Source organism: Bifidobacterium sp. M0404 (assembly GCF_016101415.1).
In the GTDB taxonomy this organism is placed as follows: domain Bacteria; phylum Actinomycetota; class Actinomycetes; order Actinomycetales; family Bifidobacteriaceae; genus Bombiscardovia; species Bombiscardovia polysaccharolytica.
On the sequence record NZ_JACFQP010000003.1, the window covers coordinates 154,164 to 177,215 of the forward strand.

Genomic DNA, 23,052 nt, shown 5'->3' on the forward strand with positions numbered 1-23,052 from the left:
GTTGTGTAATCCAGCTGAATATTCAATGGTTATGCCCCTGCCTATTGCGGCATCCAGGTAAGATACGTAAAGACTTCGTCGCCCTCGATTAGCTATACAAGGAGATGCCAGCTATATGCCAAAGATCTCAGTCGTAATTCCCGCCTACAACGTGGGCAGGTACCTTCCGGAATGCCTTGCCAGCATCAGCTCACAAGATTATAAGGACTTCGAAGCTCTGGTCATCAATGACGCAAGCACGGACAATACGGCGGCCGTTGCAGCGGAAGCAGCCGGCAAAGACGAGAGAATTCGATTGGTGGAGCACCCCAGCAATATGGGCACCCATTTAACCAGACGCACAGGTGTGCAGGAAGCCAAGGGTGAGTACACCTTCTTTCTGGATGGCGACGATGCCCTGGCGCCTTCCATGCTCAGCGAGCTGTCAGAGGCCATAGACCTTCACCCTGCTGACATCATGCATTTCGGCATCACCGTGACGGCAGCGAACGGCACGCTGGACAAAGAACGGCAAGATTTCGAGAGCTTTAACAACAAGCCCACCAAGCCAAGCCAGGGTCTCGATATTGTTCGCGACATTTTTGATGAAGACCGCGGGCAACAGGTGGACTGGCGGTTCACCCAGCGGCTCTATAAAACAGCCCTGCTCAAGAAGGCCTTTGCCGCCATGACCGACAATCGCCTAGGCCGCTCCCAGGACGGGTACGAGTGCTTTGTCGCCTCAGCGCTTGCGCAGTCTTATCAGCCGATCAAGGAATGCAGGGGATACCGCTATTACTATGGTCGTGGAATCAGCGGCACCGCACAGATCACCCCCAAGCTGTATGCACGATATTGTCGGGAATTCCAATCGAACTTTGCAGCTGCGTATGACTTCTCCAACAGCCAGCACTCGGCCATATTGCAGAAATGCGCCCTGGGCTTCGAGCATAAGGGCACGGAGATACTGGCCAATGACTGGCTGCTGCGCATCGATGATGAGCATAAGGCTGAGGCCGCCCATGATATGAGCGACATTTTCGGCCCCGTCATCACCGGCAGGGAGATCTATCGCTTTATTCGAGATAGAGCATATGACTTTCTTCATCAGCAATCCGCCATTGATGACACGGACCCACTGTGGGGTTGGAAGGCCATAGCAGACAGGATATTTGTGAACTCCGCTCCCCCTCTGCAGCTTGAACGCTATCAAAGCATGCGCAGCAAGGCCAATGAACATCTGACCGATCTCAATGCCCGACAGACGCTTGATGCCTATAACCGACAGCGCATCAGGATTTTTGTAACAACGCATAAAAAAGTCGACATCCCCAAGTCCGAGATCCTGCAACCCGTACAGGTAGGTCCTGGCCTCAAAAAGGCAAGGATGAAGAATACCCTGCACGATGATGACGGCATCAACATCTCAGAGAAAAACCCCAGATACTGCGAACTCACCACGCAGTATTGGGCATGGAAAAACGTCGACGCCGACTACTACGGGTTCTGTCATTACCGTCGATACTTTGATTTCTCCAAGGCCACCCACAGGGAGAACCCATACGGGGAAATCATGGATGACTATATCGACGATGCCGCCATCCAACGATACGGACTGGACGACGCAACTATCTCTGCAACCGTCAAAGGCTATGACGTTATCACCACCGGCATCAAGGACCTTCGAACAACCATCGACAATTGGGGCAGCCCGCTGGCTCTGTACAGGGCCGCACCGGACCTGTACCTGAAGGATCTGCAAAAGGCATGCGCCATCGTCATGAAGTCGCACCCTGACTATAGCGATGACGTCAAGCAGTATCTGCATGGGCATTATTCCTGCTTCTGCAATATGTTTATTATGCGCAAGGACCTCTTCTTTGCCTACTGCCAATGGCTGTTCCCCATACTTGACGAATTCGAGCAAAGCACCGACATGTCTGCATACAGCCAGGAGGGTCTGCGCACGCCAGGTCATCTGGCCGAGCGGCTTTTCAACATCTGGCTTATTCACCAGCGCCGGATCAAGCCCACATTGCGCATCAAAGAGCTGCAATGCGTCCATTTTACCCACCCCGAACAGCAGACGATTTGCAGGCCTCTTGAACTTGCCGACAATGCCAAAGAGATCATTCCGGTAGTCTTCGCGGCCAACGACGCCTATGTCCCCATGCTGACTACAGCCATATACTCGCTCCTGTCAAACGCATCAGACAAGTATCACTACGATATTGTCGTTCTGGAAAGGGACATCAGCAAGCAGCATAAGGCGGTCATGAGGAAGTTCCTTGTGTCCTCCCCCAACATCACCTTGCGCTTCGTGAATGTGGAACGCGAAATTGCCGGCTGCAACCTTACAACCTCCAATCAACACATCAGCATCGAAACCTACTACCGATTTATCATCCAGACTGTCCTGCCTTTTTATGACAAAGTTTTGTATCTGGATTCAGATCTGGTAGTGAACGATGATATTGCAGAACTCTACAATACAGATCTGGGTACTGATCTCTTAGCGGCTATTCACGATATCGATTACCTGGGCAACCTGAACAACAAGGATGGCAAGCGGCTGCGTTACAGCAGGCAGGTATTAGGCATGCGAGATCCTTATTCCTACTTCCAGGCAGGCGTACTGTTGCTGAACACTGCTGAGATGCGGAAGCTGCACTCCCTGCCGGAATGGCTGCGGCTGTCTTCAAATACCAGCTTTATTTACAACGACCAGGATGTTCTGAACGCCCAATGCCAGGGCCGTGTGACTTATCTGGATTGGTCATGGAACGTGATACATGACTGTGACACCAGGCTGGAGCGTATATTCAGCCATGCACCAGCCAATGCCTACTACGACTATCTTCAGTCCCGTAACCGGCCAAGGATTATTCACTACGCTGGATTCATAAAACCTTGGAATGATGCCGGTTGTGATTTGGCTGACGTGTACTGGTCCTACGCCAGACATACACCCTTCTACGAGAGCCTGATACAACACCTGTCTGGATCCTCCCATAACCAGGTACAGGTGGCACAGCATGAACGCGTGATTGCTGAGGACAATGGACTCCGCAGATTGGTAGACCCTATAGCCCCGATCGGCAGCGCCCGTCGCGAGATCTTGAAAACGGTAGCCAGGGCAGTGGAAGGTCGGCACTAGCCCCATCCAGATGCTGCCGGTCATTCTGTGGAGAAAGCCGGCAGCATCTGATTTCTTTCAGCAGCAGTGCGACGCTACTGTTCGTATCTATCCCAAGCCGTTAACCAACAACTACCTCTCAAGCCCTAAAATATAAGACGCATAGACTGCTTATCTGCATGCGAATCGATATAGATTCCATTGACTCCCCGGCTCATTGGGAGAATCAAGTGCACTGATTTTTACCAGTGTTCCCCGTTGTTCATATTCATTGATCAAACGGTCGTCATGGAAGGGATAGTACTGCGCCTTGTAGGTGAACATACGCAAGCTTGGAGATTGCGGACCCATGGTCAAAAAGTACTTGTTGCTTCTTTCTTCAGGTTGGCTCTTTGCCTTATAGCTGGTCACGACAGGGCACACTGTATTCAGCAAGCGTTCGGAATCACCTGAGGCGAATGCACGCTCCACCCTTCCGAACACCTGACCATTTTTCGTATCCATGGGGTTGTATACCGGATACAACATATCCATTCCATAGAGAGCCATTCCATACATGGAGCCATTCAAGGGGTCAGACACCACTACTGCGTTGCCTTCCACCAAGTCGTGCACCTTCTTCAAGGCGTAATATTTGTCATGGCTCAATTGCTCCCCTGGAGTTTGTGTTTCGACATCCGTGCTACCAGCGACGATGGCTGACAATTGTTTTTTTGCTGGCTCAAAACACGAGCAAAGCACCAACACTACGACAAGAAGCAACACTGTGATCACACCGACAGGCGAGAGTTGAACCTGCGGTGAAACAGGTCGGAATAGAGCTTGAATCTTCAGGTTCCTGCCAGGACGAGGCTCAAGAAGGCAACGCAGACCAAAGGCCAACAGGGGAACAACCGCCAAAGGTATCATGGTCAGGGGCCGAGTCTCGCCACGGTACCAAGCAGCTGTTATCACGTTGGCCACCGGCCCAGTAAGTGCCGAACTTGAAACAAAGATCAGGGCAGTAAGGAGAAATGCTCCGTCCACAGCTAGTGCATCACGAAAACGCTCTCCGCAAAGCAACAGGACTGCAATAAAACATATACAGACCAAAATTGCCATAAATAGGCCTGCAAGGCCAGGAATAGCGTCAGTCAACACAGTCTTCACTGCATTACCAAGACTTCTGGTAGGGCGAAATGTATGGAACCATGACCCAGGATGTAGGTAATCCTTGCCGTGATCACGGTGAGAGACATACGCAAAGAAAAGCCCCGCCGCGAGGAATATGCATAGAAGGAAGCAGAGAATGTCTTTTTTGGACATTTTCACCAGTATAAAAGGGCCTATGAAAACCAAATAGGTAAATGCCACTCGAGGGTGTGCCAATAACATCAGCAAGAGGAGAACAATTGTTAGTAAAGACCACCGGAGTACATGAGCGACCGTGCGCTCACTCCTTATAGTAACGGCATCCATTAACCTAAGACTGGAATATATCAGAAACGGCAGGATCGAGGTAGCAAGTCCATAAGCAATGAGTGGTCCGGCGTTCAACATCCAGTAGGGTTGCGCCACCGATACCACGGATAGCACCGGAACTGCAATATTAAGGATGATCCAACATTTCTTTGATGCATCTGAATAAAAAAATGAGCACAATAGCAACATGCCTATTGGAAAGAGAAGACCCGAGGAGACCAGCCATATTAAATTTAGTCCGGTAAATATATTGACATGGAACCCCAACCAATTCGACACACAAATTAATAGATAGACTAAACAATGAAACAGAGGTGGATAGAAACTGTCATTAGGGTTGAGCTCCCACATGACTGACAAGCCGTTCTGCATAAGCTTGCGAATAAAGTAGTAGTGTGAGGGCGCATCAATAGCCTGGATAGGCAGATTCCACATACTCCGAGTTTTCGGAAACCAACTTACAACAATCAGAAGCGCAAGAAAAAGACCAAAACATGAGGATGACAAGATACAAATTCGCATTGGTTGTTTACGAGGAACCTGGACCTTGGCTTTAGCTTTTTCGGCTTTGCCCTCGATGGTTTTTTGGATACCGGCATTTGTAATAATCAGATTGTTGCCTGATATAGGATATTCACTACTCATCCATTCATTTTATTAGCTACATGCCTTAAAAGAAAAATGATTTGCAATACTGGAGTTTGTTTTCTCTATAAGTTGGCCTGGGGTAAATCGTTCAAATTGAGAGAGCGGTACGCTTTGGCTCCGGCGCAATTATCTAATCAAATGTACCAGCTCAGACAAATTTACTGACTTAATCGCGATTCTAAGCCAGAACCCATATCTTACAATAAGAGCAGCTTTTTGTTGGCTTTACAAAAAATGGTGGCCCCTGACAGTATTACATGTCAGGGTCCACCAATGCAAACTATTTCAGCTTCAAACTAGAGATAATTTAAAGCAATCACAGTTCTTTCAACACTGAGGCAATGTCAGCTGAAACCGTCTCACTTACAGCATCAGTGCCACCGAGTACATAAGCAGTATTGTCAAACACGTCAGTGGAGTTAATCCAGTTGAGAGCGTCATGATTAACGGCAGTATCTGGGCTAACCAAGAGAAGCGGTGCACCCTTTTCCGCAGCTAGCACACCGCCAGCAAGTGCATCAGGGAAGTTTTCACCAGTTGCAAATACTGGAGTACCAGGATGCAGGACACCGGCACCATTGTTGTAAGCGTACTTAGCAATCTCTAGCGATGTCTGATAACGTGTAGCACCACCCAGGCGAACGATGTTAGATTCAGAAACTCCGGCACTCTTCAACTGAGCAATTACACTGTTGGGCACAGCTGCAGATCCTCCAGCAATTACGATATTGGTGAAGCCATACCCCTTAATATCCTTAACGGTACTCGCATCGAGGCCAGACTTACCACTCAGGAATACAGGATATTTGTTCTTTTGAGCATAAGCAGAGATTGACAGTGCATCAGTGAAGTTTTCACCAGTAGCTATGATTGCAGTATCATCCGCCCAATTTGCGTCGACCTGCTTCTTTGCCTGAGCAAAGATTTCATTAGCTGTATCCCTACGGGTATCACCGGAGATACGGACGATCTTTGCCTTTCGAGCAACCCGCTTTTCAATTTGGTTTACAACACTATCAGAAACTGCAGATTTTCCGCCAACAACTACAACCTTTTGAGGCTTCAAACGAGAAATCTGTCCATCTGCGCGAGCAGAAAGCCTGTATGAGTTAGTCAGAATGACAGGAGCAGTTGCTAATCCAGCAAGACCGGACGATGCAAGTGCGTCGGGGAAATTATCTCCAGAAGCTACAATCACCGTGCCACCTTCTGAGTCAGGATAGGCTGCTTCGACGATCTCACCCATTGTGTCGTATCGATCATTGCCAGACAGCCGCTGAATTACACTTCTGTCTTGCTGAACTGTACCACTGAAAGCACCATCAGGACCAAGTTGCGTGCCATTCGCAGCAGATACAGCTGACTTGAAGTGATACGATACTGAATCATAATCGGCCGGCGCAGCCCAAGTGACTTTAGTGTCATCCGTATGGACACCACCTGTTGATGCGCTGTCAATATGCGCGTAGACGTCGCCAACCTTCACCCCATCAAGAACCCAATCAGCTTTTTTGTCGAATTCATGGTCAGGCTTCACCATAATCTTCTGCTCTTTAACTGACAACCCAGTCGGGGTCAAAGACACGGTGCCAAGAAGAGGTGTTATGTCTTTGATGTTGTTGTCGTCAAGAGTGAGCTCTGTCAAAGCAGTCAGATTACCCAACGGAGTGACATCTGATATCTTATTGTTCGTCAAGTTAAGCGATGCTAACTTCTTCAACCCACTAAGAGCAGAAAGATCGGTGAGTTTCTGATTCTGAAGAGACAGTGTCGTTAAGTTCTTGAACGAGCCGACAGCTGACAAACCATCAATGAATTGGCTTCCATTGCCGTCGACCTTAAGGGTCTTTAATTTATCTTTCTGCCCTAGCTGTGTGAGGCCATAAACGATTGGATTCCCTGAAAGATCCAATTCCTCCAACTGATTCAGCCCAGACAAATCACTCAAATCTCGAAGTCCATCGTCTTTCAAAGTGAGGGACTTAATATTAGTGAAAGTCTTCAAACCTGCTAGGTCAACACCGCTTTTACCATTAAGAGTTACGTTTATGGATTCATCCTTAATGTTCTTAATTAAGGAATCATCTGAACCACTGCCTATTTGAGCTGACTCCAAACCAGCTTTAACGGCAACAAGAAGATTTGGATCAGTCACACACTCTGACAGTTTGTTGTCGTCTCCGCACTTCGATTCCGCAGCCCGTGCAGGCACAGTCAAAGCACCTACGCATGCAATCAGTGTTGCACCGCAGATTAGGCCGGCTCCCAGCTTCAACGGTAGGGATGTTTTAACTTTTGACAACTTACTCTCCTTCATCGTATAAGTTGTACTACATATCAGTTTCTATTATCGTGAAAGAACCCAACCGGCCCCTTCGTCAACAACACTATACTCCTACATGAGTAGTTGGCAATCTCGAGTGTCATAGAATCTGACTCATCATTGCTTTAATCAGAATCTATAGCTCTCTTGATTAACCGATTGGATTTTGTGGCCCCGCTCCTTCCTGAAACTACATTATATAGTATTACTGACCAATGCCATAAAGAACCGTATATTAAACTTCTGCGTCTAAAGTGCACTGCTTTATTTAAACTAGGTATTTGATTGACATGCACACATTATCCAGTCGAAACCGAATTACAACAACTTATTCAATTCGTCGTCTCGAACGGCTTTGTCAAAATCCAGTTGACGACCATTTGCGTTGAGATAGCCGAGTATTCGTTGGAAAACCTTATCGTTGCCTCCGCTCTCAGTATTGACGTGGCAGAGTGCCTCTTCTTGGGTGCCGGGCACATATTGCAGAAGTTGATCATCTGTCGAAGCCACTACCGGAATAGGTGGGTTGGCCTCTACTTGCATAATTTTCAACCACACGTCATCCGTGGTGGGGCATAGAGACATGATCAAGTTCTTGTCGAAGGTAGAGTCAGGCATCAAGTGTGGAGGGAAGAGCGTGCCGGCACCAGTCGTGGCAAAAAGTCGCATGGAAGGAACGCCCACCAGACGAGGATGATAATGCGGTGCCTCGTAAATCCAGTCCTCATATTTTTTACGACTGCCGTCTCTGTTGAAAGTGATGAGATGGGTGCGGGAAGCCACTATGGCTTGCGGATAGCGGCGGTGGGCCGCCAGAAGATCCCCAATCATGGTATTCCGGTAGATTAAATCATCATCAACTGTGACAACCAAATCGTTCGGAAATTCGCGCAGAGCCCAATAATATTTCTTGTGCGGTTTCAAATCATCATCGACCCAACGCACCTGGACATCCATCCAAAGCAGATCTTTCAAGCTGGAAGGCAGGTCACGCTCTCCACCTGGAAAATCAGATCGGCACAGCCAAAGAATGATCAAATCTGGCAGGGTCTTCTGGGCAAGCAGTGACTTTATAGCCAGGTGGACAGTCTCGATGCGGGCAGGGTACGAGGTCATAGAGGCAATGATTCGTGGACGGCCAGGCACCAGGGCCCGACCGCATCGGGTACCAAGACGCCTTAGCCTGTTGCGCTTCTCCCTCAAAGACAGGCCCGTAGACATAAACTCCACCTCACCTTCGGCAACCCTATAAAGATAAACACGTCTGGATCGCTAAGAACTTGGATTCCTTGCAGTCAGCATGCCACAAAGTCTAGTTGTACCAGGCTGGGCTCATATTCTTTACCGGTAGGCAACAACGCTCATCAGTTCTCCAACAGCTCGATAGCAGAGCCCTGGATGAAAGCACTGGAAATAGCACCGATTGTTTTATGCATAGCCTGATCATGACGGGAATAGGTAAACATCACTCAATGACCATGTGGGCCACAGTTTCAAGGGGAGTAAAGTCAGTACACAGGTTGAGGTGGTTGGTTGTGGCTTCTGCTGACATTTCAGAATCGAGTATGGAATAGATGTCGGATCCAGTTCTCATCGGCGATTGCGCATGATTACACGCGTGATTAGCTCTGGGGTTTTCACGGGGAAGAGGCTGCAGATGAACGACCAGCGAAGAGCTGCTCCTCCTGAACATGCAGCCAGACAGAGAGTTCACAAGGATCGGATCGCTGGCCTTGATCTGGCAAAATCACTGGCAATATTTCTTGTTATTTTTGTACATTACATTTTTTACACCGGTTTTGTCAGCGACACCGCACTGAACAACCTCGCCTCAACTTTTTCAGTCGTCGGAGTGCCCTTGTTCTTTGCTGTCAATGGGTATCTTCTGATGAACTCGCGATTTTCGGCGGACAAGCATCTTCATAAAATCCTTAGGATGGTATTCATCCTGTTGGCATGGAAGATCATCAGCTTGCCGATACTCAGTGCCCTGATGCGCAAACGCATAGATTGGAAATCAGTTCCCCAGTATCTTCTGGGCGGCTCTTACGACGTGGTTCCTTTGGGATACTTCTGGTTCATCAATGCGCTACTGGCCATTTACATTGTTTTCCCCATACTGAAGACTGTCTACGACGACCCGAACGGGAAACGATATCTGGCCTACGTCACGATTGTGCTTGGTGCTCTGATATTTGCTGTAACGCTAGGAGACAATGCCAAAGACATACTGTCGAGCTACAGCGGGCATCAGGTTCCGCAAGTGCTCGCTTCGATCAGCCAATACAACATGCTGGGAGACTATGGTTACGCCCTGGTGTATTTCGTTGCCGGAGGTTACGGGCACGATATAGCAGCCTGGCTGTCTCGTCACTTCTCAAGCGCGAGGGCGAAAAACATCTGCCTTGCACTCGTGGCACTATTGGCCTGGGGTTTGCTTTTCACCCTGCAACGGTTCCAAGCCCGAACAAAGGGTATATCTTTCGATATAGAGTCTGGTTACCAGAACGTTGTAACCTTGATCTTGGCCATCGCTCTATTCCAATTATTCATACAGGTCAGGAAAGTCCCGTCAGGCCTGAGTGCAATCGTCACTGCTATTGGCTCCAATACGCTTGGCATCTATTATCTGCATCTGATGCTGATATTGGTGATTCGTGATCTGATCCTGCATTTCCATTTATTCTACAAGGCGCCCATGCTCATCAATCTTGCCCTGGTGGCCGCTATTGTTTTGATTGCTGCCTTTATAAGCTGGGTCGGCGGCAAAACCCCCTTCTTCAGACATCTTTTTATTGGCTGAATACAGAGCCCCCAGGGCCAGGGGGGCCGTCAGCACTGCATGAAACACATACCTCGTGGGATCCATCCGTCCCGGGACGGAAAAAGATATGGGGTATGCGAACAGGCTGAACACTGAAACGAAATAGGGCGCCAGCCGCATGGCCAATACCATCAAGCGCTCCTTGCCTCGCCTTCGCCAAGCGGCATACAGAATGAAGAAGGGTACGACCGATGACCAGACAGCCACATAGAAGCAGACATTCAGCACCGGTATGGTTGTCAGCGTCTGGTATGTTTCATCGGCCAGCCGTTGACGCCCATTGGGGTGCGGATCCTTTTGCAGCCGCCCATATGTATCAGGATTCGTCATGGTCCACGTGTACACGCGCATCACCATGGGATCTTGCCTATACGGGGGTTTCTGGGCCTTGGTGGATTGCGGGCCGACAAAACTCGTCCAGCCGCCCTCTAAACAGAAGAAGCCATTCAAATACGACAAGGGATGGTGAAGTCCTAAGTTCACCCACAAACGCGCGAAACCGGGCAGGGACTCTTTGGGACCGTTCGCCCCATAGCCGGTGACCGGATCAGATATATAAGGTATGTACTTTGCAGCCATCCCCTCCCAGCCAAAAGGCATCATCTCATCCACTGCTTTTTTCTGGGAATCAGCGATTGCCGTTGGATGATCATGAGCCGTCCTTGACAGCACCTGTACAGGCATGACAATTGCTGCGACCTTCTCCCCCGGCACCACGTGCAGCACAGGAAAAAGACAGGCAGGTATCAGCATATTGACAACCAGCCATATCGATGCCGCCAGGCAAGCGGCCAGAACCTTCATTTTCCTTCGGAAATGGCCGAGGACCAGCAGGAGCAGACTCACCACAATGATGTAAAGGCCCATCTTCTTCGTCAGCGAGCTTAGGAGGGTCAGAACAAGAAAAGCGCTGAGAAAACGGGGGTTCTTCAAGGGTTCCAGCCGGCCATCGACCAGCTTTACAAACAGGATGGCCCAGGGCAGGAAAAACAGGGCATGAGTCGTATCCTTGCAAATCATCATAGCCATCATGGGAACCAGAGGGAAAAGGCAGAAAAAGGCCGTGCAAAGGGCAATGATTCTTTTCCCCATCGCCCTTGTGGACATATAGGCCAGCAGCCAGGCGATGCAGAGCGCAAAAAGGATGAACTGGATTATGACATACAAGGAAAAACCGAAATTCGGACTGCCCGTCAGGAACCGGCCAAGATCGGAAAACCAACCGTAAAGAAAAGTATCAAAAAAGGGATGGCGGTCAGATATGACGCCAGGGGCCTGGCTGAAAGCCGCAATCCCGTAGTATTGGGCCAGCTGATCACCAGTGTCCCAAAAAAGCGAACCCGGGTATAGAAGTATCAGGTACGGAAGCCAGCAGATAAGAATCCGTATGCCATCGCAGAGCACGCCTTTGGGCGATTCAATATGATTGAAGTACAGCCGTCGTATGAGGCTGTTTTTTTGCTTTCCGGCTCGGTCATCCGAAAAAGAACCGATCCTATCGGGAAAGCAGAATCGGAACATGGTAGCGAACAAGACCCAGAAGAGTATTCCATAGAGCACGATATTCAGATACAGATGCGCCTGACCCCATTGAATGGCACCATAGGTTCCCGCATCTGAAGACAGAGAGAAAAGCACTCCCAGCAGCAGAGGAAAGACGTATCCTTCCATTGCTCTGCCTTGCAGCAACACGTCACGGTTCTTGCCATGTGCGATCGGCCTGATTCGATTCGAACCAGTCCTGCGAAGTCCGACCATGATTCCCTTTGCAACTGATGGATACGTCAATAATGCAAGCTTAACCTCCCGCCTACCTTGCAACACCACCAGGTAGCCGCAGAATACGACCCTGATTCATTGTTGCGCTGATTGGTAAGCTTGTGCCTTGTGGAAGAGATAAGGAAGAACCAGGATGCACGTGTGGCCGTACTTATTCCCTGTTACAACGAGGAGATGACTATAGGCAAGGTAATCGACGATTTCCGTCGGGCTTTGCCTACGGCCGACCTGTATGTCTTCGACAATAATTCCACGGATGCAACGGCTTCCATAGCAAGGCAACGGAACGCCATCGTCTGCCAGGAGCCTCGACAGGGCAAGGGCAATGTCATCAGAGCCATGTTCGAGGAGGTTGATGCGGATGTCTATGTGCTGGTTGACGGGGATGACACCTACCCGGCCGAAGCGGCGCCCGAGCTTGTCTCCAAGATCCTCCAGGGATATGACATGGCCTCCGGTGATCGTCTCAGCTCCACCTATTTCCAAGAGAACAAACGGCCCTTGCATGGCCTTGGCAATCGGCTGGTCAGATCTTCAATCAACCTGCTTTTCGGAGCCCATCTGACGGATGTCATGACCGGTTTCAGAGCCGTATCCTTTGCCTTTGCCAAAACCTGCCCCGTAACCTCCTCGGGCTTCGAGGTAGAAACCGAAATGACCATTCATAGCCTGGACAACAACCTGCGCATCTGCGAAATCCCCATCCAGTACCGCGACCGTCCGAATGGATCGGTGAGCAAACTGGATACCTTCGGTGACGGGATTAAAGTCATGTCAACCATCTTCCGCATGATACGCGAGTACAGGCCGTTGCCATTCTTTGGCATTTCCGGACTGTTGATATCCATGGTTGGGCTGGTGCTGACCCTGAGCGTCATGTTCGACTATTGGAAAACCGGTGTGGTTCTGCGCTTCCCCACGCTTATCGGATCCGTAATGCTCGTCATCGCCGGCCTTTTGCTCATCGTGGCCGGCATCATCCTGGACATCATGGCAGCCGAGGAGCGCAAACGCATCATCCTGGCTCGAAACCAGTTCGCGTATCTGAGCAGGCAGCAAGCCGCTAGTACAAGGCCAGATAGGCCTTGTCGCCAGAGAATACCAGCTGCTGATCCAAATCAAGCTGGTTCCAGTCCCGACCGGCAAAGTAGCGGCGATAGTCCGACCGAGGTATCTCAATTTTGCTGAGGTTCGAATGACTCAGATAATTGATCATCTGATAATTTGAGTAAGGGGTATTCATGATGCGCCGGTTCAGTTCGTACCTCTGATAACGCACACTGTCGTATTTGACATGCACCCTTGCATCAGGAACTATGGCGATAGCTGTTACATGTTGGCCGGTGGAAGCCTCATGCTCTTTGATCTTCTGGGCGACGCTCAGGGCATAGGCCTGATCGTGGGTATTACTGACATAGGCATCATAAGCTATGTCCGCCATGCATAGGCTTGAAAAGAGCAGGAAAACGCCAGAGACGGCGATAAGCCTTGCAGCATGCGGAGCACCGTTGCCAGAGCCCGGGAAGGCCTCGGTCCCCTCCCTCGTGACTTCGACCTTTCGATCCGGTTCCGGCATAGGCTCGATCGGGGTCCTGACCGTGAACGGCTGATGCCGAGATGCGAGCAGGGAAACCGCAAAAACCGTGGTCATTGACGCAATCCAAGCCCAAAAAGCCATATTGCTGCGCGGGGTCAAGAGGATATTTTTCTCGATGTAGTGAGGAGCAAAGACTGCCATATAGGTGACCAGGGCGGCGCAAGCCAATTGCCCATAAGGCAGATTGTGCCTGGTACGGAAAGACAGCACCAGCAGGGCAATCAGAAAGAGCAGTATCAAGGTGACGCTGAATTTGGGCATGAGTCCATCGGCATTATTGAGCAGAGGCAGCTGGTATTTCAATACCTGTTTGACGTTGGAGACAATAGTCGGCAAAGAAAGCCCGGCTCCACGGCCAGGATCGGCTATGTACTGAATATGTATCAAATACCTTACGCAGATGACATTGAAAACAGAGCCGAAGGCAGCCATGCCCAGCACCTTGGCCCAACGAAGCATCACCCGCGTAAAAGGCTCGTGTCCTTCCCTCAAAGAAGTCAGGCAGCCTCCTAGCAAGGCGAGCGCCAAAAACACGCCTACCAAGCTTTGGTAGCACCCCAGGGCAATCAACAGACAAATCAGCGATGCGGCCGACAGCCAAGCATTCCGTCTGCCAAGGATGAGGCTAACGGCCAAGCTGACGAATATGGAACCGACGGCTGCAGACACAGCGCTTTCAGGGAACAAGAGGAATTCAAGTACGAATACGTTGATCCATACCACCGACAAGGTCAGACACAGACAGCACTGCCCAGCAAAGGATGATATTCCACCCAGCCTGGCAAAAGAGGCCGTGAGAATAACCAAAGAGATGGAGAATCCGACAATGCAGATTGCCATGAACAGTCGCTGCCGCAAAACCAGGTTCAGACCGAGGCTGTCCGCCACCAGCGTCAAACGCCACCATGTGTATCGGCCATTCTGCAAATACCAAAGAGCGTTCTGGTCGTCGATCAGATGGTAGGAATCCACCGAGTAATGTCGACGGGCAATCAGGGGAGCAAAGGCAACAACGTTAAGGATGAAGGCCAATAGAGCAATGCCAGCGTGACGCTTCAACGATTCGATAGGCATCAGTGCATGCCGAGAGAGGACAGATTTCACGTTCAATACCTCTTTTGAATTATCTTGTCGAGACTTTCCCGGTCGAAATGCGGTTTGACGTACATATCAGATGCGTTCTTCGACGATATAGCGGGGTCGATGCTTCACTTCCAAATAGATTCGGCCAACATACTCGCCCACCACTCCAATGCCTGACAGGATCAGCCCTCCAAGGATCCAGATTGAACACATCACAGACCCCCAACCGGCCACTGCACGACCACAGAAGAAGGAGACCAGCACATAAATAAGGATCACTATGCCCACCGCAACCGAAATGAGACCGATGCCGGTGATGGCTCTGAGCGGGGTGATTGAAAAAGACGTAATGCCTTCCACTGCGAATGACATCATCTTTTTCAAAGGATACTTGGATTCGCCTGCTGCTCTTGAACCGCGCTTGTAGTACACCTTGCTGTGGGGGAAACCAAGAGAAGGAACGATGCCTCGCAAAAACAAATTAACTTCAGTGTAGTGAGAAAGAGCCTCCAAGGCCGTACGGCTCATAAGCCGGTAATCAGCGTGATTCGGTATCGTGTCGGTTCCCAACCATGACATCATCCTATAAAACAGATCCGCTGTCGAGCGCTTGAAAACAGTGTCGGTATCCCTGTTGTCCCTGACACCGTAGACGATGTCGTTTCCTTTGGCATACTCCTTCACCATTGCATCAATGGCATCGGGATCATCCTGCAGGTCCGCATCCATTGAGATGGCCGCGTCGCATCCACGACTCAGAGCCTCCATAAGCCCTGCATACAGGGCATTCTGGTGTCCCCTATTATGAGAAAACTTAAGGCCATGCACCCTCGTAGGGTACTGGGAATGACTCGACTCGATAATTGACCATGTGGAATCATGAGATCCGTCGTCCACAAGAAGAATGTAGCTGTTCTCCATAATGAACCCGCGCTTTTCCAAGTCTGAGAGCTTGGTATCGAGCACGGGCAAAGTGATGGGCAGAACATCCTGCTCGTTGTAGCAAGGAATGACCAAGGCGAGTTGTGGAGCACCCTTATCGCAACCCTGATCATCGGCATTCCCGCCGTGTCCGGAGGCAGATTCGTCCGCCTCGCTTTTAGGCAGGTCCGATTTCAATTGCCCAGCAGTGTTCATGGTTTCCAACTTTAAACCAATGCTCAACCAAGTTTGCAGGATACCGGCAAAGGATTGCTAGAAAGACAAACTACGAATCAATTGAGCACCGCCCCGGTCGTCTCATCGAAGTGGCGCATGGAGCCATCGACCTGGTGCCACCCCTTCAGCATCCACCCCATGACCGGATCGTAGTAGACCCACTTGCCGCCGTTGGATGCCAAGTGCTTCCATCCATAAGTGGTGGCGCCGCTCCAATCGTTGAAGTAGTACCAATTTTCATTGATATAGGCCTCTCCATGGAGCATCTGGCCATTGGACGGATCGTAGTAGACCCACTTGCCGCCGTTGGACGACACATGCTTCCACCCCTTAGCCATAGCGCCGGTAACGGGGTCGAAGAAATACCATTTGCCGGCCTTGCTGCTTTCGCCCTTGACCATTTTTCCATCGGCGGCGTATCTTACATATTTTCCGCCGTTTGAAGTGAGGTAGAGATCCCGGCTTCTGACCATATTGCCGTCATAGGCAAAGTAATACCAGGCCCCATCAATGAGCCTTTCGCCATGGGCCATTCCCAAAGTGCGGGGATCGTAATACACCCTTCGCCCATCAGGCAGCGTCTTCCAGCCCTGGGCCAGCTGACCATCGTCACCTGCCCAGTACCAGAGTCCGGCAGAAGAATCATATATCTCCTTGGAACGGGCTTTCTCTCCGTTCTCATACCAGTACTTCCCACCATCAGCGCTCACCAATTGACCTGATGCTGAAGGGTTGCCGTTGCCGCTTCCATTAACGCTGACCAGCTTGAATCTTTGGTTCTCGCCTTGATTAGCCGCCCATAATTCCAGCCTGGATCCCGGGGCGCCATTCGAGGCAGTGATGTCCCAAACCTTGTTCCGGCTTCCGGCATATACAGAAGCGATGTAGTACGAACCATCAATGCATCTATACAGGGTCCACTGCTGGTTGCGACCGCCATTTGCCGAAAACTGGATCAACGGTGTCCCGTTATCAGCCGAGGGTCCTGATGCATCCACCACTTTGCTGTAGCCAGTCGCAATGGTGTAATTACCGCCACCGGCCGGCTTGATATAGAACTGCTGGTTGTCCTGCCCGTTGTAGGGCCAGATATCCAGGGGCACACCATTGTCAGGACTGGCTCCTGTTACGTCGACATAACGATTGTCGAAAAGACTGGCGATATAGTAACGCCCTTCAGGTACGTCCGTGACTTTGGCGGCAAATGAATTGGGGTCGGTTCCATTGAAATCAGGCTGACTGCGTATGTTGCTGAAGGCGTTCAAATCCACGTGTCCGTTGATGCCGCTGACTGAACCGCTGCTACTGTATTGCCAACCCTTATCAGCGCTTCTGAAATGAAAACCAGTACGCGGACCATAGCTGGCCACCCAATGCGTCTTGGAATGGATGTTGTCAGAATTCAAGGCGGAATAAAGATAGTTGGTGTATGAGTACAAGGACAGCCTGTTGTAACCGGCAGATGACAGCTTGCCCCACCAGGTATTGACTATTTGATCATACGTTCCAGGATCGGTGGGATGGCTGTGACCTGCCCAGGTCCAATTTTCCAAGTCATAATGAACGGGGTAGCTGAGATCATAAGGGCTGACACCGGCCTGCCTCAACAGGTTGACCGCATTGTCGCCCTCAGCGGCGGCCGTATTGGCGTCATAGGCATACGAGTAGATATAGACCCCGAAAGGTATTCCCAAACGCTTGCATTCACTGATGTTTCTCTTGGCCTGTTTATCCAGGCCGTTGCCCCAACCGTAGCCTAGGCGGATGATGGCGCCGTCGACTCCGGAGTTCTTTACAGCCTCCCAATTTATAGTGTTCTGCCACACAGAAACATCGATGACCCCCTTGGCCTGGTCCGCGAAGAGAGTCCCATCAGCCTCAAAAAATGCCTGTGAACCTTGATAAAAGCCCCAGTGAGCACCGTATTCATTATTTTGCAAAGAGGCAAAGGATGTACGAGACCGTACGGAGGAATCAACTGTTGCCGGTCTTGCCTCCTCACCTTGGTTGCCCTTGGTCTGTTGATCGGGATCCGTCTTGGAATCTTTTATGGCTTTTCTGACTTTGTCCACATGAACAGGGATGAATGATTCTCCATTGGTCTTAGCCAAAGGATCTGCCTGACGGGTTGACGTCCCGACGATTTTCGGATCGGTGACTTTCTTGCCTGAGTCCAATTGCTTGAGCTGCTGGTCTGGCGTCAAAGCCAGATCATTCGCAACTACGGTCGCATCCTTGGGTATGGCGTTGCTGATTTTCTCTGGCAGGGGTTGATTGGGGTTGTCCGGCATAGACGCGCTCTGCGACTGGTCCTGATCGCCTATTGTCGAGGGGCTCGCATGCCCTTCCTCCGCCACCTTTTCCTGCGTTGTTGACTGTGTATTCCATTCAGCAGCCATGGATCCAGGTGCGCTGGGCTGAAATCCCATAGGGCCAGCCATTGCAGCCGTGGCAGCAATAACCAAAATATTTTTAATCACAGACCAAAGCACTGTTACGGCTCCCCTTCAATCGTCATGCAACAATGAACCCACCAACCACACTGGTACCAGCTTAGGAGGTAAAGCCGAGTTCGTCCAATGATCGCAGAACTGGTTTCGAAACATACCAGATACCAGACTTTCCAGCGTCACTGAAAGCTCCAAGGCCTGCCGAGCGGACACCTCAGCCTAAGAAAAGGCGTATGTATTGGTCCGGAACCTTGCTTGAAAACGATAAGCGAGACGTCCATTCATTTGCTGCCAGACAGAGTCTGGACGTTTTGGGGAATTTAGCTGGATCTTCCCGCAGATGCAGGGGATGCCATGACCCCCAACACCGTGACTCCCAACAGAAAAACATTGCATGGTGAAATAATCCATGAACTCATAGCCGGAGATGATGGACGTGTTCCCTGATGGACAGCACAACCATCGTTGCTGCCGTGACATCTGCGGTGCATAAAATCTATTGAACAACTACCTGGATTCTTGAAGCCTGTGCATCATCCAATTCCAAAGGCTCAGCAATCCCCTTCGATTCATCCTCATCCCTATTGGGACTACTTTGCCCGGCCGATATCTTCTGAACGCGGATTTGCGCCCCCTGTGATGCGTCCCCAGGTGAAACCAATTTCAGCAAGGTCCCTGGGCGTACCCTGTGCTTGCTCAAGTACCTGAGCAATGCTGGATCCTGATCGCTTACTCGCCATACCCGTACGGTTTGCCCATCTTCCACCTGAGACAGAGACTTCGTCAAAGGAACAACAGGCATGCTGCCGGATTCAGTCGGTATGGCATCCCCATGCGGATCCTGGGCTGGATGGCCCAGATAGCGATCAATCCTGTCAACCAGCTTTTCAGAGACGGCATGCTCAAGGGCATCAGCCTCCTCGTGCACTTCATCCCAGGTATAGCCCAGGACTTCCACCAGAAACGTCTCCAGAAGGCGGTGGCGACGGACCATGGTAACGGCCGAGCGCCTACCTGCCGAAGTGAGACCAACCCGTCCATAAGGCTTGTGTTCCACCAAGCCGGCATTGACCATACGCGAGAGCGCGCCCGAAATGGTCGATTGCTTCATGCCGGTCCGTTCAGCGATATCCGTCGGGTGGACTGGGCCATCGTCCCACTCCTCCAGATCCCAAATGACTTTGAGGTAGTCCTGGACATTGGTGGAAAGCTGAATGACGTCCATGTGCACAGTCTATAGCACAATTCCTCAGCCCCTTCCCCGATTTTTTCAGTCAAACATCAGCAGGATCCGGCATGTAGGCAATGTCACAGACATGTCATTGTCAAGGTCTCGCAATTTTCATGTGGCACCATTAGACTTCGAAGGGTCGAAGTTTTCTTCCAGACATTTGAGCAACCAGAATCAAGGAAGGTGTCATGCCGAACAGTCAGACCAGACCCTCCTCAGGGTCCGCCAGTCCAGCCGGATCCGAAGTCGGGACTCCGCCGTCCAGTCGGCAGCGCCAATCCCATCCCATCATCGAGACGGCCAATGGGCGATCCCTGGAGGAGATCAACGCCACAGTCTCCGTGCCCAACTCGACCTCCTCCTTCTGGAAGAATCTGGCTGCCTTCTCAGGACCGGGCGCCCTGGTTGCAGTCGGCTACATGGATCCTGGCAACTGGATCACCTCCATCGGCGGCGGCGCCCAGTATGGCTACCTGCTCATGAGCGTCATCCTCATCTCCAGCCTGATCGCCATGATGCTGCAATACATGTCTGCCAAGCTGGGGATCGTGACTGGTCTGGACCTGGCCCAGGCCACACGCCAGCACACCAGCCGCCGGCTGAGCTTCGTCCTCTGGATCTGCACGGAGCTAGCCGTGATGGCCACCGACATCGCCGAAGTGATCGGCGGGGCCATTGCCCTGAAGCTGCTCTTTGGCATTCCGCTGGTCCTGGGCGTGACGCTGACCGTCCTGGATGTGCTCATCCTCCTGCTGTTGACCAAGATCGGCTTCCGCCGCATCGAGGCCATCGTGGCCACCCTGATCCTGGTCATCATGGCGGTATTCCTCTACGAGGTCTTCCTGGCCAAGCCTGACATGCCCGCGGTCTTCCGTGGCTTCATCCCCGACAAGGCCATCCTGGGCAACGGGCAGCTGACCATGGCTCTGGGCATTGTGGGCGCCACGGTCATGCCCCACAACCTCTACCTGCATTCATCCATCGTTCAGACCCGCGACTTCGACCGAAGCGACGACCGTCAGGTTGCCAACGCTGTCCGCTTCGCCACCTGGGATTCCAACATCCAGCTATCCGCCGCCTTCGTGGTCAACTGCCTGCTGCTGATGCTGGGCGCGGCCATGTTCTTCGGACACGGTGAAGGGCTGGACACTTTCACCGCCCTCTACAACGCCCTTGGCGACAAGGCCATCGCCGGGCCGGTCGCCTCCGGACTGCTCTCCACCCTCTTCGCCGTGGCCCTGCTGGCCTCAGGTCAGAACTCGACCATCACCGGCACCCTGACCGGGCAGATCGTCATGGAGGGCTTCATCCGCATGAGGATCCCTCTCTGGCTGCGCAGGCTGGTCACCCGTGTGATCTCCATCATTCCCGTGCTGATCTGCACCATCGCCTTCGGCGGCAAGGAGTCCGCCCTGGATAGTCTGCTGGTCTACTCCCAGGTCTTCCTGTGCGTGGCCCTGCCCATATCCATGATCCCCCTGGTCTGGTACACCTCCTCCAAGAAGATCATGGGCAAGTATGCCAACCCTCGATGGATGGCCTTCCTGGCCTGGATTGTCGTGGCTGTCCTGACCGGGCTCAACCTCCAGCTGGTCATCCAGGATGTGGGCGAATTGATACAGATGCTCTGAGCACCAGTGCTCTGATGAGAGCCGCCGCCATTTGCCGAATGAATGAGGCAATGTCGGCGGCTTTCTTATGGTTCTGTCTGAGATGCCATAAACGCCTCGCTTGATTAGTGAGATATCTGACTCTCGCTCAGCGCGCATATCCACCAACTCCAGTGCCTGTCAGATACGGTGGAGGATAGCAGGATTTTATCAAGGGTCTTGCTATCAACGATCGGACGGCCGGCCAGAAGCAGGGTCACAGACCTGGCCCGCATGGGACCGTAGACCGCAAATATCAAAGATGTCAGAGGAATCGAGCAAATATGAACGACAAACTCACTACCAACGAAGGGCAGCCCTGGGCGGACAACAACCATAGCCAGACGGCGGGCACCCGCGGACCCATCCTCATGCAGGACTACCAGCTCCTCGAAAAGCTGGCCCACTTCAACCGCGAGCGCATCCCGGAGCGCGTAGTCCACGCCAAGGGGGCCGGAGCCAAGGGAACCTTCACCTTGACCAAGGACATGAGCGCCTACACCAAGGCCGACGTATTCAACGGAGCCGGCAAGACCACGCCCATCCTGCTGCGCTTCTCCCAGGTGGCCGGTGAATCAGGCTATCCCGACACCCTGCGCGACGTGCGCGGCTTCGCTCTGCGCTTCTACACCCAAGAGGGCAACTACGACGTGGTGGGCAACAACACCCCCGTATTCTTCGTCAACGACCCCCTGAAATTCCCCGACTTCATCCACTCGCAGAAGCGGGACCCGGCCACGCATCTGCGCAGCCAGGAAATGCAGTGGGACTTCTGGTCCCACTCCCCCGAGTCGGTTCACCAGGTGACTTATCTGATGGGCGACAGGGGCAACCCGGCCAGCTACCGAAACATGAACGGCTACGGAAGCCACACCTTCAAGTGGGTCAATGCCAAGGGCGAGCAGTTCTGGGTCAAGTACCACTTCCTGAGCGAGCAGGGCGTTAAGAACATGACCGACGAGACCGCCGCCAAGGTCGCTTCCGAGGACACGGACTTCCTGCTGCACGATCTCTACGATGCCATCGACCGGGGCGACTACCCCAAGTGGAAGGTCTGCGTGCAGATCCTGCCCTATCAGGAGGGCCTGGACTATAAGGACGATATCTTCGACGTGACCAAGGTGGTCTCCAAGAAGGACTATCCGCGCATTGAGATAGGCGAGTTCGTGCTGGACACCAACCCGACCAACTACTTTGATGATGTGGAGGAAGCGGCCTTCTCCCCCGCCAACTTCGTCCCCGGCATCGAGCCCTCGCCCGACAAGCTGCTGCAAGGCCGCCTGTTCGGATACAAGGACGCCGAGCGTTATCGTCTGGGCGCCAACTACGAACAGCTGCCCATCAACCGGCCAGTCAACGAGGTCCACAACTACGAACGAGACGGTTTCATGTCCCAAGGCCAGGATGGATCGGTCAACTACGAGCCCAACAGCAAGGGCGGCCCCGTAGAGGACAACGATGCCCGGATGCATGGCGATGCTGTCCAAGGGCAAACCGAATACTCCCGCCCCTATGACAAGGACTACTACTCTGCAGCCGGTCGTCTCTACAGGCTGATGAGCCCGGAAGAGAAGGACCGCCTGATCCAGACCATCAAGAACACCCTGGGATCCGTCGATAACCAGGAGATCCAGGTTCTCGAGACCAAGCAGTTCTACCAGGCTGACCCCGACTACGGCCAGCGTGTTGCCGAGGCTCTTGGCCTTTCCATGGATCAGATCAAGTAACACAGAA

General features: G+C 51.9%; 11 protein-coding genes and 2 pseudogenes. 5 read left to right on the forward strand and 8 right to left on the reverse strand.

Features of this window, described 5'->3' with window-relative positions:
• Positions 1-115: 115 nt before the first annotated feature.
• Positions 116-3,136 (forward strand): DUF4422 domain-containing protein, encoded by a 3,021-nt coding sequence (locus H3T93_RS07550; protein WP_144178142.1) that lies wholly within the window; start codon positions 116-118, stop codon positions 3,134-3,136.
• 150 nt (positions 3,137-3,286) lie between these two features.
• Here H3T93_RS07550 and H3T93_RS07555 read toward each other — a convergent pair whose 3' ends face one another.
• The 3 genes from H3T93_RS07555 to H3T93_RS07565 form a co-directional block, all read right to left on the reverse strand.
• Complete coding sequence (locus tag H3T93_RS07555; RefSeq protein WP_144178144.1) at positions 3,287-5,221, reverse strand: DUF6541 family protein; 1,935 nt, start codon at positions 5,219-5,221, stop codon at positions 3,287-3,289.
• A gap of 319 nt (positions 5,222-5,540) precedes the next feature.
• Entirely contained in the window at positions 5,541-7,379 is a 1,839-nt protein-coding gene (locus H3T93_RS07560; protein WP_186363969.1) for a cell wall-binding repeat-containing protein, read from the reverse strand.
• Positions 7,380-7,865: 486 nt separating this feature from the next.
• The gene (locus H3T93_RS07565; protein WP_144178146.1) at positions 7,866-8,663 is read right to left on the reverse strand and encodes a glycosyltransferase family 2 protein; all 798 of its coding nucleotides are present in this window, start codon (positions 8,661-8,663) and stop codon (positions 7,866-7,868) included.
• A 541-nt stretch (positions 8,664-9,204) separates the two neighbouring features.
• On the opposite strand from H3T93_RS07565, the gene H3T93_RS07570 reads away from it, so the two are divergent.
• Positions 9,205-10,350, forward strand: a complete 1,146-nt coding sequence (locus H3T93_RS07570) for an acyltransferase (RefSeq protein WP_186363970.1) — start codon at positions 9,205-9,207, stop codon at positions 10,348-10,350.
• Between the two features lie 144 nt (positions 10,351-10,494).
• On the opposite strand, the pseudogene H3T93_RS09150 reads toward H3T93_RS07570, so the two are convergent.
• Positions 10,495-12,129 (reverse strand): annotated as a pseudogene (locus tag H3T93_RS09150) (DUF6020 family protein); the annotation flags it as partial.
• A gap of 138 nt (positions 12,130-12,267) precedes the next feature.
• On the opposite strand from H3T93_RS09150, the gene H3T93_RS07575 reads away from it, so the two are divergent.
• The gene (locus tag H3T93_RS07575; RefSeq protein ID WP_144178273.1) at positions 12,268-13,338 is read left to right on the forward strand and encodes a glycosyltransferase family 2 protein; all 1,071 of its coding nucleotides are present in this window, start codon (positions 12,268-12,270) and stop codon (positions 13,336-13,338) included.
• A 493-nt stretch (positions 13,339-13,831) separates the two neighbouring features.
• On the opposite strand, the pseudogene H3T93_RS09155 reads toward H3T93_RS07575, so the two are convergent.
• From H3T93_RS09155 to H3T93_RS07590, 4 genes and pseudogenes are all read right to left on the reverse strand, one after another.
• Positions 13,832-14,821: pseudogene (locus H3T93_RS09155) on the reverse strand (glucosyltransferase domain-containing protein); the annotation flags it as partial.
• A gap of 96 nt (positions 14,822-14,917) precedes the next feature.
• Positions 14,918-15,967, reverse strand: coding sequence for a glycosyltransferase family 2 protein (locus H3T93_RS07580; RefSeq protein WP_144178275.1), 1,050 nt, complete (start codon positions 15,965-15,967; stop codon positions 14,918-14,920).
• Positions 15,968-16,044: 77 nt separating this feature from the next.
• Complete coding sequence (locus H3T93_RS07585) at positions 16,045-18,480, reverse strand: RICIN domain-containing protein (protein WP_144178151.1); 2,436 nt, start codon at positions 18,478-18,480, stop codon at positions 16,045-16,047.
• Between the two features lie 454 nt (positions 18,481-18,934).
• Positions 18,935-19,663, reverse strand: coding sequence for a metal-dependent transcriptional regulator (locus H3T93_RS07590; RefSeq protein ID WP_144178153.1), 729 nt, complete (start codon positions 19,661-19,663; stop codon positions 18,935-18,937).
• A 194-nt stretch (positions 19,664-19,857) separates the two neighbouring features.
• On the opposite strand from H3T93_RS07590, the gene H3T93_RS07595 reads away from it, so the two are divergent.
• Both H3T93_RS07595 and H3T93_RS07600 read left to right on the forward strand, forming a co-directional pair.
• Positions 19,858-21,300, forward strand: coding sequence for an Nramp family divalent metal transporter (locus H3T93_RS07595; protein ID WP_222102071.1), 1,443 nt, complete (start codon positions 19,858-19,860; stop codon positions 21,298-21,300).
• 302 nt (positions 21,301-21,602) lie between these two features.
• A complete protein-coding gene (locus H3T93_RS07600; RefSeq protein ID WP_144178155.1) occupies positions 21,603-23,045 on the forward strand; it encodes a catalase in 1,443 nt (480 codons plus the stop codon).
• Positions 23,046-23,052: the final 7 nt, after the last annotated feature.

Excerpts from the sequence above, each read along its gene's own strand:
- H3T93_RS07580 (WP_144178275.1), bottom strand. The coding sequence starts at position 15,967 with ATGAACACTGCTGGGCAATTGAAATCGGACCTGCCTAAAAGCGAGGCG.
- H3T93_RS07570 (WP_186363970.1), top strand. The coding sequence starts at position 9,205 with ATGAACGACCAGCGAAGAGCTGCTCCTCCTGAACATGCAGCCAGACAG.
- H3T93_RS07600 (WP_144178155.1), top strand. The coding sequence starts at position 21,603 with ATGAACGACAAACTCACTACCAACGAAGGGCAGCCCTGGGCGGACAAC.
- H3T93_RS07590 (WP_144178153.1), bottom strand. The coding sequence starts at position 19,663 with ATGGACGTCATTCAGCTTTCCACCAATGTCCAGGACTACCTCAAAGTC.
- H3T93_RS07565 (WP_144178146.1), bottom strand. The coding sequence starts at position 8,663 with ATGACCTCGTACCCTGCCCGCATCGAGACTGTCCACCTGGCTATAAAG.
- H3T93_RS07550 (WP_144178142.1), top strand. The coding sequence starts at position 116 with ATGCCAAAGATCTCAGTCGTAATTCCCGCCTACAACGTGGGCAGGTAC.
- H3T93_RS07555 (WP_144178144.1), bottom strand. The coding sequence starts at position 5,221 with ATGAGTAGTGAATATCCTATATCAGGCAACAATCTGATTATTACAAAT.
- H3T93_RS07595 (WP_222102071.1), top strand. The coding sequence starts at position 19,858 with ATGCCGAACAGTCAGACCAGACCCTCCTCAGGGTCCGCCAGTCCAGCC.